The organism is Phenylobacterium aquaticum, assembly GCF_947378715.1.
GTDB lineage: Bacteria > Pseudomonadota > Alphaproteobacteria > Caulobacterales > Caulobacteraceae > Phenylobacterium > Phenylobacterium aquaticum_A.
In genome coordinates, this window is the sequence record NZ_CANCLE010000247.1 from 1 (window position 1) to 3,839 (window position 3,839).

Sequence of the window (3,839 nt, forward strand, 5' to 3'; positions counted from 1 at the left end):
CCGGAGATCCTGGCCGACACGACGACCTTCGAGGCCCTGGACCTGCTGCTCAGCTTCGAGACCTGGTCACGGCTGCGGCGCGAACAGGGGCTGAGCGTCAAGCGGGCGCGGGAAGTGCTGAGCAATGCGGTGCGGAAGGTGGCGGGGTAAGCGGCGGCTTAGCCGACCGGGGAGCGTAGCCCCGGAGCGGTCGTGGCGAGCGTCCGCCTGGGGTGGATCGCTGAACCACGGCCATATAGCTTGAGCCTGTCAGCCGAGGGGCCATGCGGATACGCTTTACATCGGTGGTCTGGGAGGACGTCGGTGCGGTCGTCGGCGACGCCATGACCTCACTGCAAAATCTCATCAGCCCTGGATTCGACGACAAGACTTACGGAGCGGGCCTTTCAATATTCCAAGGTGTGCTCATCGCCGTTGGCGACCCGGAGGAAAACGCGCGCTTCGAGCGGCGCCATAACAAGGTCGGACGGATCTCCGCCCCCGGTGGCGGGCCGCGAGACCGATTTCTGAGTCTATCCGTGGCCCTCCCACCTTCGGAACTCGAAGGTCTCAATGTTGATGGGGTTCGGCTTGTGTTCTGCCAATTGATGTCGGCCGCACTGAAGGCGCCGCCCCTGAAGCTGCCCGCCGGGTTCGCCCATGGGGAATTTGCCCGGGACCTCGACATCATGTTGAGCCTAGCCGCTGCAGCGGCCCTGTCGCCATAGGTCCTCAAAGAGGATTGCGGTGACGAAACGTTAGGACGCTGGACAACCGGCGACGGAGACCGCCCGGTTCGTCGTTGAAACCTGCAGGGAGGCCCCTGTTCATGCCCACACGCTCCGTCTGTCTCGCCCTGGCCCTCAGCCTGGTCGGCGCGCTATCCGCCCATGCCGAGATCCTGACCGGCGCCACCGACCCCGCCTGCCAGGCCGCCGCCGCCTATTCCGACGCGCGCCGGGGCGCCGAGATCCTGGTGCTGAAGGACGGCCGGCCGATTTGCGAGACCTATGCCGCCGAGGGCGCGCCGGACCACGCCATGGAGCTGTGGTCGGGGACCAAGAGCTTCTCCGGCCTGCTGGCCGCGGCCGCCGTGCAGGACGGCCTGCTGACCCTCGACGAGCCGGTCGCCAAGACCCTGCCGGAATGGCGCGACGATCCGCGCAAGGCCAAGGCGACGATCCGCCACCTGCTGTCCCTGACCGTGGGGATCCGCAGCGCCATCGGCCGGCCGCCGGAATATGCCGACGCCATCCGCATGCCGCTGGAGGCCGATCCCGGCCAGGTGTTCATCTATGGCCCCGCGCCCTATCAGGTGTTCGGCGAGGTGATGAAGCGCAAGCTGGCGGCCGCCGGCCAGCCCGCCGACCCCTATCTCTATCTCAAGCGCCGGGTGCTCGACCCCATCGGGGTGGGCGAGATGGTCTGGCGCCGCACCCCCGGCGGCGACCCGCTGATGCCCCAGGGCGCGGAACTGACCGCCCGGCAATGGGCCAAGGTCGGCGAATTCGTGCGCGCGGGCGGCAAGGTTGCGGGCAAGGCGATCGTCGACCCGGCGACCTTCAGGGCCCTGTTCGTGGGCTCGACGGCCAATCCCGCCTATGGCCTGACCTGGTGGCTGCCCCATGCCCCCAAGGTGGCCGACCCGGTCAGCGAGACCGCCGACTTCGCCCTCAACGCCGACAAGCTGCCCGCCGACCTGGTGGTAGCGGCCGGCGCCGGAGACCAGAGGCTCTATGTGATCCCCTCCCGCGGCCTGACCATCGTGCGCCTGGCCAGGCTGGACATCCGCGCCCTGATGGCCCGGCGCGGCGGCGCCGGCGACTGGTCGGACACGGCGTTCCTGACCCTGTTGCTGGGCCAGTCCTGACCCCCGCTCACCCCGCCGCCAGCACGAAGTCCAGCGCCGCGCAGACCGCCGCGACCTGGGCGGCGTCGCATTGCTGGGGCGTGGCGCGGGGGCTGTCGGGATAGACCTCGGTCGTGGTGGTGTAGCGCGCGCCGGTGATGGCGGGGCACATGCCATAGGCCTTGACCGGATAGGTGATGACGCCGGGGGACAGGACCGGGCAGCCGATGATCTGGCCGGCGGCGTCCGCCGGGGCGATGTGGGTCACCTCTTGCACCGCCGCGATGATCGCCTGCTGCAGGGCGATTTGGGGGTCGTCGGCGTCGGCGACGAGATAGAATCCGTCCGGCACGAGGTCCGGCTCGTAAGTCTTGCCGTCGCGGGCGGCGAGCGCGGGGCGGAACTCGCTCTCGTCGCTGTCGGTGGTTTCGTGCAGGTCGATGTGCAGCGCGAACCGCCGGGCCGCGACCAGGGCCATCAGCGAGGTCGCCTCCCCGGGGCCGCCCTCGCGGAAATTGCGGTTGGGATCGACGGCGTCGGGGTTCCAGCGATTGATGCGCTCAGAGGCCCAGGGGCTGACGCAAGGAGCGACCAGCAGATTGACCCGGCCGGCATAGGCCTGCGCCCTCGTCTCCAGGAAGGCCAGGGCGCCCATCACCCCGCTGGTCTCATAGCCATGCACCCCGCCGGTGATCAGCGCGGCCGGCAGCGTGGGATCCCAGACGCGACTGGCGAGGGCGCGGAGGGCGTAGGTCTCTTCGCCATAGCGGAGCTCGCCGTAGCCGATCCGCTCGAAGCGGTCGGAGAGGGCGTCGATGCGCGGCAGCACATCTTGGTCGTAACGGCGGTGGCGGGACTGGCGCGCGCGCCACTGGTCGCGTTCCGCCTCGCCCCAGGCGCGGCCCGGCGTTCCGATCGGATAGGGGATGGGGTTGGTCATGACGCCTCATATGACGGGACGTCGATGGCGTCACGACCCCGTTGACGCGCCCCGCCGAACCCCGCCAACTCTGGCGCCTTCGAGGGCGAGGAGAGCCGGGGTGTCGGACGAGGTGCGTTGCGCGGCCGAGGGGCTGGATATCCTGGGCGAGGGGCCCATGTGGCATGCGGCCGAAGGTCGGCTCTACTGGTTCGACATCAAGGGGCGGCGGCTGAACTGGCTCAACCATGCCGACGGCGCCCGGGGCGGCTGGAACCTGCCCTGGCGGGCCAGCGTAGCCGCGCCGCGCACGGCCGGCGGGCTGGTGCTGGCCACCGAGGCCGGGATCGCCCATCTGGACACGGCGACCGGTGCGACGGCTCTGGTCACGCCGATGGAGCTGAGCCCGGGCTTCCGTTCCAACGATGGCAAGATCGACCTGGCGGGACGGCTATGGTGGTCGAGCATGGACGATGACGGCGGCAAGCGGCCCGGCGCCCTGTTCCGCACCGATCCTGACGGGACCACCCACCAGGTGCTGGATGGGATCCACATCGCCAACACCGTCTCGGTCAGTCCCGACGGGCGGACGATGTACTTCGCCGACTCCGCCCTGCAGCTGATCTGGGCTTTCGCCATCACCGACGACGGGAGGCTGGCCGACCGGCGCGTGTTCCTCGACATGAGCGGACAGACCGGCGGGCCGGACGGCTCTGCGGTGGATGCGGAGGGCCATCTCTGGAACGTGCAGTGGGGCGCCTGGCGGATGGTGCGCTACGCCCCGGACGGGTCGGTCGACCGCATCGTCGCCCTGCCCGTCGAGCACCCCACCAGCTGCGCCTTCGGCGGGCCCGACCTTTCCACCCTATATGTCACCAGCGCCCGGGAGGGGCTGAGCACCGCCCAGCTGGAGGGCCAGCCCCTGGCCGGCTCGGTCTTCGCCCTGGAGCCCGGCGTGAAGGGCCTCCCCCTGCCGGCCTTCGCGGGCTAGGACAGGGCCATGAACGCCACCTATCCCAGCCTGAAGGACCGCGCGGTGTTCGTCACCGGCGGGGCGTCCGGCATCGGCGCGGCCCTGGTCGAGGCCTTCCA

At 70.1% G+C, this 3,839-nt stretch carries 4 protein-coding genes; 3 read left to right on the top strand and 1 reads right to left on the bottom strand.

Translation table 11 applies throughout. The features are described from left to right. Positions 1-323: 323 nt before the first annotated feature. The gene (locus Q7P21_RS19895) at positions 324-707 is read left to right on the top strand and encodes a hypothetical protein (protein ID WP_304171526.1); all 384 of its coding nucleotides are present in this window, start codon (positions 324-326) and stop codon (positions 705-707) included. Between the two features lie 101 nt (positions 708-808). Then, positions 809-1,849 (top strand): serine hydrolase, encoded by a 1,041-nt coding sequence (locus Q7P21_RS19900; protein ID WP_304180055.1) that lies wholly within the window; start codon positions 809-811, stop codon positions 1,847-1,849. A gap of 7 nt (positions 1,850-1,856) precedes the next feature. On the opposite strand, the gene Q7P21_RS19905 is transcribed toward Q7P21_RS19900, so the two are convergent. Beyond that, positions 1,857-2,768: a M14 family metallocarboxypeptidase gene (locus Q7P21_RS19905; RefSeq protein WP_304180058.1), complete on the bottom strand. Its 912-nt coding sequence runs from the start codon at positions 2,766-2,768 to the stop codon at positions 1,857-1,859. Positions 2,769-2,868: 100 nt separating this feature from the next. On the opposite strand from Q7P21_RS19905, the gene Q7P21_RS19910 reads away from it, so the two are divergent. Next, positions 2,869-3,738, top strand: a complete 870-nt coding sequence (locus tag Q7P21_RS19910) for an SMP-30/gluconolactonase/LRE family protein (RefSeq protein ID WP_304180059.1) — start codon at positions 2,869-2,871, stop codon at positions 3,736-3,738. Positions 3,739-3,839 lie beyond the last annotated feature (101 nt).